We start from the raw sequence: 7,341 nt of genomic DNA, 5'->3' as shown, positions 1-7,341 counted from the left end.
CCGAGGCCCTTCCCGGGGGAGGCCGCGGTCACGGTCCCCCCGTGCAGCTCCACGAGGCGCTTCGTGAGGGCGAGGCCCAGGCCCGTGCCCCCGTATTCCCTGGCCAGGGACGCATCCAGCTGGGCGAACTCCCGGAAGAGCTTCCCGAGGTCCTCGGCCTTGATCCCGATGCCCGTGTCCGTAATGGCCACCACCAGGCTCTCGCCGCTGCCGTCGGTCGGTCGCGACGGCTCGACGGGGGGATCCGGGGGCCGGGCGACGCGGCGGGCCGTCACCGTGACCTGCCCGCCGGCTGGGGTGAACTTCACGGCGTTGCTCACGAGATTGTACAGGATCTGCTTGACGCGGACGGGGTCCGCCCAAAGGGTGCCGAGGCCCTCCCCCCTCCCGAGCCGGACCGCGATCCCCTTGGCCTCGGCCTGGGGCCGCATGTCGCTGACTGCCGCCTCCAGCGCGTCCTGCACCAGGAAGGGCCCCGGGTGCAGCTCCAGCCGGCCGGCCTCCACCTTGGACAGGTCGAGGATGTCGTTGATGATGGCCAGGAGGTGCCTGCCGCTGCCGTGGATGTGGCCGACGTGGCGCTGCTGCTTTTCGGTCAGGGGCCCGGGCACCCCCTGCTCGAGGAGAGCGCTGAACCCGATGATGCTGTTCAGGGGCGTCCGCAGCTCATGGGACATGTTGGCCAGGAACTCCGACTTGGCGCGGGACGCCTCTTCGGCCCGCTGGACGGCCTCCTGGAGGCGGGTATTGGCGAGCTGGAGGGCCTCCTCCGCCCGCTTGCGCGCCGTGATGTCGATGATGGAGACCAGGACAAAGGTGCCCTCTTCGGTCTGGACGGGGGTCAGCCCGATCTCCACGGGGACTTCGCTCCCGTCCTTGCGCCGGCCGAAGAGATCCCGGCCCGCGCCCATGGGCCGGGCCTGGGGCTCAGCGAAGAAGCGGCCCCGGTGCCCCGGGTGGTCCGCGCGGAAACGCTCCGGGACGAGCGTCTCGATGCTGCGGCCGAGGAGCTCGTCCTGGGTGTAGCCAAAGGCCCTCTCCACCTGCCTGTTGAGAAGGGTGATCCGGCCTTCCCGGTCGACCATCATCATGGCATTCGGGGCGGCTTCGACCGCGAGCCGGAATCGCCCCTCCGCCCGCCGGCGCTCGGTGACAGTCGCGGCCAGGAGGAGACCCGTCACCGCCACCACACTCATGAAGGTCTGGAGCAACAGGAGGCTCTCGGTGAGGCCCCGGCCCAGGAAGGGGCCGACTTGTTGCACCGTCCCCCACACCGCAATCCCCGACACCACCAGGGTCGCCGTCGCCGCCCCCCGGGAGCCAAACCGCAGTGCCGCCCAGATGACAAAGGGGAAAATTCCGTAGGCCAGAGGATAGGCAGGGGCGTCGCTGAGGAACCATCCCCCGAACGCGATCTGGCTGGCGGCTACCAGCAGGACGAGCAAGGCCGCGGCCTCGGCCCCCTGCCGCGCGGGCCAGCTCGGCCGGGGCGGCGTCCCCCAGGTCAGGAGCACCGGAGCCACCACTAGCGCGCCCATCGCGTCCCCCAGCCACCACTGCCACCAGAGGGAGCCGTAGAGGGCCCAGGGGGCGGCGCCTCCCAGACAGAGGCTGGCGACGCCGATCGTGGCGCTGACCGTGGTACTGAGCACGGCCGCCAGGACCACCAGTCCCAGGACATCTGGGAGCCGCCCGAGGGAGTTCCGGAACCGGACGACGCGGCGAAGCAGGTAGGCGCCCGCTACCGCCTCCAGGGTGTTCCCGAGCGCGATGCCGCCTGCTGTCACGACGGGCACGGCTGTGAAGGCGTTGGCCAGGAACGCCCCCAGCGCGATGCCCGGCCAGAGACGACCGCCGAACAAGAGCAGCGCCGCGAGGGCGATCCCCGTGGGGGGCCACACCAGCGTAACGTTCGGGTGCATGACGGCCAGCGACAGCCCGACCGTCGCCGCCCCGAAGTAGACGGCGGCGAGGATCCCCACCCGCACTGCGTAGGACGAGGGGTGAGTGGGCCCGGCCGCGCGGCGGCGTGCACCACCCCCGCCGCTCGCGGTGCCAGGCGCGGGATGCGTCGCGCCTTGCGGTGCCTGAACCGAAACGGGAGACACTAGCCCCTCTCCTGAACCGCGCCCTGCACGCGAAGGTGGCTGGAAGGATTGACCACTACCTGAGGCCCTTGTCCAACCCCCAGTGCTGGGCGGTAGCGGGGTGCCCGAGGCCCGCTTGGTGGGGTGCGATTTTCCCTTCTGAGCGCTGCGCAGTCGGGAAGCGGGCGTTCTGGCCCTTCAAGATTGTCCGGGTGGCAGCTATGGGCGTCTCTCATGACTTGAAGAGCGACACTGCCATTGCCTGGTGCAATTTCCATACCTTACAGCGCGAGGGGGCTGGGCCCAGCTCCCCTCGATCCGACTGTCACTCTTGGCGAGGGGATGGACGGGAAGGGTCAGGGAAGGGGGGGGCGCGAGGCGCCCCAGACCCGGAGGAGGGACTCGGCCAGGACGACCTGGTGGAGGGCCTCCCGGCTGGCTGCAGGATCCGTCAACGCCACCCCGTGGGAGAGTTACTCCACGGGGAGGGCCTGGCTCCATGCGACCCGGTCGCGAAGCCGAAGTACCTGGAGCGGTCTCGAAACGGTGACGGCACAATTCTCCACCGGCCCGACTATCTCGTCAATGTACCAGGCAAGCTCCTCGCGGAGTTCGAAAACTCTGGAGAGCTTTGCCCTGGGTCCTGGTGGTCCATTGCAGGCCGTAGGAGCGGATTGTGTGGTGGAGCTGACGGGATTCGAACCCGTGGCCTCGTGACTGCCAGACTGAAACTGGCCACAAGCCTAACTTCTCGCCGTTCCGGCGATTGCCAGTTCCCGCCACGGAATTCACGGCTTGCATCATCCCGAGATATGCGAGGTACGGGAGGCTGGCGCGGCCTCCGGAGCCTCAGGGGGCAAAGCCGCAGCAAAGGTCGGGCCCTCCAGCTTGGCCGCGGCCTCCCGTAGGTCCTCGTCTCACGATCCGGTACCGCCGGTAGATCGCGTCCGTCTTCCAGCCCGCCATCGCCATCGCCACGGTGCGGCTGATGCCCCGGCGGTCCATGTTCCGCGCGGCCGAGCGCCACAGGTCGTGTGGGGTCAGCTCGGGGCGCCCGAGGGCTTTGCCCGCCCGCTTCCAAGACCGTCGGAAGTCCCCGATGCGCCGACCGCTCCGGTGTTCCGCTCCTCTCCAGCGAGCTCTGGGCCCCGCACCCGCGCCGCAGCCCCCCCGCGAAGCCCCGCCTCTCTCGGTGTGCGAGACTTTGCATGATTTGACTAGTCTTTCCCACAGATTGTGGAATCGGGGTGCGAGCTGGTTTGCGTATGTAGCTGCCCCCGCGAGAATCGCACCTTGGCAGAGAAGTTGCTTATAGACCGATAGAAAGTGGTTGGTCTTGGTGGAGCCTGATCACCGACACGCTCCTGCTGCTGCCGGGCGGTGCCCTCGGTGGCACGCCGGAGGAGACCTGCCAGCACGGCGAAGTCCACCAGAAAGACTGCGCGTTCGGTCTGTGAGGCGGGGGCTCTCTAATCCCCTGGGGGGAGAGGCAGCGGTTCCTCTCCTATCGGTGCCGCGGCACAACTCACATCGGCTCCGGATCCTGGCGGCCCCTCCGACCCTCTCGGCTCTGCCGGGGCCGCCTCTACGGGAGGGTCTGGAGTAGGCTCCGGTCACGCCGTGCGAGATGGTTCAGGTGGACCACCTCGCGACTGAGATTCTTCTCTTCACGGCCACGGCGAACGGCCGCGGGGACGGGGAAGGGAACGGGTCGAGCCTTGCCCTGAGCCGAGGGCGCTAGCGGATCGGGCGGAGGGAACCTGCATGCCCCCTGGGAGTGGAGCCACTGCCACTCGGGCACTCGGGGCAGGGGCCGACGCGGTCTCTGCCTAGTAGGGAAGGGTGGGGAATGGAACAGGCAACTTCAAGCGTGGCGGGGTCGGAGCGGGGTCGGGTGGCGCGGGGGGTCGGAGCGGGGCTCCTGGGCCTCGTCTGCTGGCTCGGGGGCGGGGGGGACGCCCGCGCCGCCGGCACCTTCGTCGTGGACGGGGCCAACCCCGGCTGCTCGGATACAGCGCCCGGGGCCGGCACCGAGGGGAACCCTCCCTACTGCACCATGTCGGCCGCCGCGGCCGCCCGGGGCGGGCCCGGCACCACCATCCTCGTCAAGCCGGCCATCTACCGGGAGCAGGTCACCGTGCGGGCGTCGGGCGTTGAGGGAAGCCCTTTCGTCTTCCAGGCCCTCGGGCCCGGCGTGGTGGTGGACGGGGCGGACGATTTCTCCGACCCCGCCCTCTGGACCCCCGCCACCGGCACCGTCTGGCAGGCGGTCGGAGTCACCTGGTTCCCGCGCCAGGTCTTCGTCGATGGGGCCCCTTTGACTCTCCTGAGCACCTCCGTCGTGGAGCCGGCCGCCGTCCCCCCCGGCACCTTCGGGTACGCCTCCGGGGGGAGCATCTACGTCAACCTCGGGGGGGACAACCCGGGAACCCACCAGACCCTGATCAGCCGGCGGGGCAGGAACTTCGACATTGATGCGCGTTCCTGGGTGACCATCGACGGCTTCACCATCACCCGGGGCGCGTTCGGGATCTATGCGAATGCTTCGTCCACTGGCGCCACGAGTCTCACGCTCACGCATAACACTGTGACCTTCGTTACCTTGCAGGCGATCGACGTGTCGGGCTTCACGAACGCCCTGATTGGCTCGAACGTGGTATCGGGCGGTGGGATACGCCTGGGTCGTTGCGGGAGCGCGATAATCCAGGACAACGAGGTCTTCCGTAACAGTAATGATGGCATCCGTATCGACGCTGCGGCCAGCAGTCTCATCCAGCGCAACACTGTTCACGACAACCGTGGCACGGGGATTAAGATCCAAAGCTCCAGCAACACCCTCTCGTTGCAGAACCGCTCCTGGCACAACTGCGGCCACGGCTTCCACCTGTCCCGGTCGGTGGGGAGTCGCCACGTCGGCGATGTGGCGTGGGGGAACGCCGGCCGGGGCTTCTCCGTGGGGTGGGAAGCCACCGATACCCACATCTTCAACTCCATCGGGGCCGATAACGGGCCCACAGGGGAGTTCGACCTCTTCGTAGACACTACCGCCGCGGCCGGCTTCGCGTCCAACTTCAATCTTTTCTGGAACCGCACCAGCCAGGCACCGATCAAGTTCTCCGGGACCACGTACACGACCCTCGCCGCCTTCACGGCCGGCACCGGCCAGGACGCGGCTTCCCTCCAGGCAGACCCGCGGTTTCGCAACCCCGTGGGAGGGGATTTCCGCCTCCTTCCGGGATCGCCCGCGATTGATTCCGCTGACTCCTCGGTGCCCCACTGGGCAGAGACCGACGCCGCGGGGAACCCCCGAGTGGACGACCCGGCCACGCCCAACACCGGGGCCGGCCCGGTTCCCTACGCTGATCGGGGGGCCCTGGAGTACGTGCCCAGCGCCGCCCCGGTGGCGGCCCTGACGGTCGCACCGTCCTCAGGGCCGGCACCGCTCACGGTGACGCTGGATGCCTCGGGCTCGAGCGCGGCGGCGGAGGAGACGATTGTCTCGTACGCGTTTGACGCCGGTGACGGGAGCGCCCTGATCGGCCCGCAGCCCGGTGCCACGGCCCCCCATACCTACGCCACTCCCGGGACCTACACCGCCACTGTCACGGTGACCGACACCACCGGGGCGAGCAGTACCGCCAGCGCCACGGTGACGGTGGCCGACCCGGGCAACCTGGTCAGGAATCCCTCCTTCGAAACCGACACCAGCGGCTGGACTGCCTACGGGGGGTCGACCCTCCAGCGGGTCCCGGGCGGGCAGGAGGGGGCGGTTGCCCTGGAAGTGCGAGGCCCTGCCTCCACGGCCACGTTCGGCATCAACGACAGCCCCAACTGGGTCGCCACGACCGGGGCCGCAGGGACGCACTACCGCTTCACCGCCTGGGTCCGCGCGCGCACGGAGGTGGCCACAGGGCGGGCCCGCATCCGGGTCCGCGAGTACCTGAACGGGGTGTTGGTCGGGACGGCGACCTACTCCCCCTTCGTGCCGCTGACGCCGGCCTGGCAGCTGCTGCTGACCGAGCACGTCGCGCAGGCGACCGGCTCTACCCTGGACGTGCAGATCCTCGATTACCCGGGCGCGGCCGGCGAGGTGTTCCAGGTCGACAGCATCGCCATCGTGGTTGTTCCGTAGCCGCAGCCGTAGTCGGTTCCACGTCCCGCTACAAGGGAGGCGGCTCTCGTCCGCCGAGCCGCACCAATCTATCTGGTCTCGCTGCCGTTCCGGGTCGGCTCCGGCGCCGCGCTACCGGGCCAGCCCCGGCAGCGTTACGCGTACCCCCTGAGGAGGGCCTCCTCGAGGCGAGCGACCTGCAGTTTGCCCACTTCCGGTTCTCCGCCGCGCAGCGCCAATCGCTGCGGAGCACCAACCCCGTCGACCGGCTGCACGGCGAGTTGCCGCCGGCTGAAAACCCAGGGGCCCCTGCCGACACCGGAGGCGGTGCTCCTGCTCTTCTTCGGTCTCCTCATCGGCGGTGGAGGTGCGGTTGGCGCCTCGACGGGTGGCAGGTCCTGCCGGTCCTGCGCCGCGACGAGCGGCCGGCCGCGTGGGGCTCCGGTGCGCCAAATCCGGGAGCCCTCCGATCAAGGAACGATTCCGATGGAGATGTTATCCGTCTGGAAGATTTCGCCGCCGATCGCCGGAGCGTAGTCAAGAACTTGGATGTCGAGCGTTGAGCCCAACGCCACGACCACGTAGTCCACGGTCAACTGCGTCCAAGTGGGCGAGAGGGTCACGGCGGCCGAGAGCGTTGTTGTGCCCTTCTGCTGGCCGCCCAGGTACTCGCGGACGCGGATTCGCGCCTGCCCGTTGTGGGAGTCCGACTTCACATACGCCGTCACACGATACCTTGCGCCAACGAATGGTGTAACAGCCACCCAGTTTGCCGAGTCGTTGATCCCGAACTGGCATGTATCCTGCGTGCCCCCTGCTGTGACCTGGAGCGACCACGACCCGAGCTGCCCACCGGCAACCCGCAAGAGCGTTGGCGCGGGGTTCGGGCATGAGGGGCTGGTGTCGTCGTAGGGAATCCAGCCGTTCTCGTTGAACTCGAAGGACCGGTTGAAGGACTCATATGCACCAATATCCGCGTAAGCCGGAGAGCCTGCGCCGCCGTTGGTCTTCGACGGGTCATCCCACCGTCTCAGCCCCTCAGCATCGTTGGTCGGCCAGTCAGCTATAGACGAATTCGCCTCATCGATCGCAAGGGAGCTGTCCGACAGGTGAAAATCGCCAGCAGTCGCGTTCACGAAGAGC

General features: G+C 68.7%; 3 protein-coding genes. 1 reads left to right on the top strand and 2 read right to left on the bottom strand.

Translation table 11 applies throughout. The annotated features are described in order from the left end of the window. The coding region (locus VGT06_04045; GenBank protein HEV8662304.1) for an MASE1 domain-containing protein at positions 1–1,988 on the bottom strand (1,988 nt) is incomplete at its 3' end. 1,969 nt (positions 1,989–3,957) lie between these two features. Here VGT06_04045 and VGT06_04040 point away from each other — a divergent pair. Then, positions 3,958–6,219, top strand: coding sequence for a right-handed parallel beta-helix repeat-containing protein (locus VGT06_04040; protein ID HEV8662303.1), 2,262 nt, complete (start codon positions 3,958–3,960; stop codon positions 6,217–6,219). 449 nt (positions 6,220–6,668) lie between these two features. Here the strand turns inward: VGT06_04040 and VGT06_04035 are convergent. Then, positions 6,669–7,341 (bottom strand): hypothetical protein (locus tag VGT06_04035; protein ID HEV8662302.1); only part of this gene is annotated, 673 nt, incomplete at its 5' end.

The sequence above is a fragment of the Candidatus Methylomirabilis sp. genome, from assembly GCA_036000645.1.
GTDB lineage: Bacteria > Methylomirabilota > Methylomirabilia > Methylomirabilales > JACPAU01 > JACPAU01.
The sequence above is the reverse complement of the archived record's forward strand: the minus strand, read 5'-3'. Positions and strand labels throughout refer to the sequence as shown.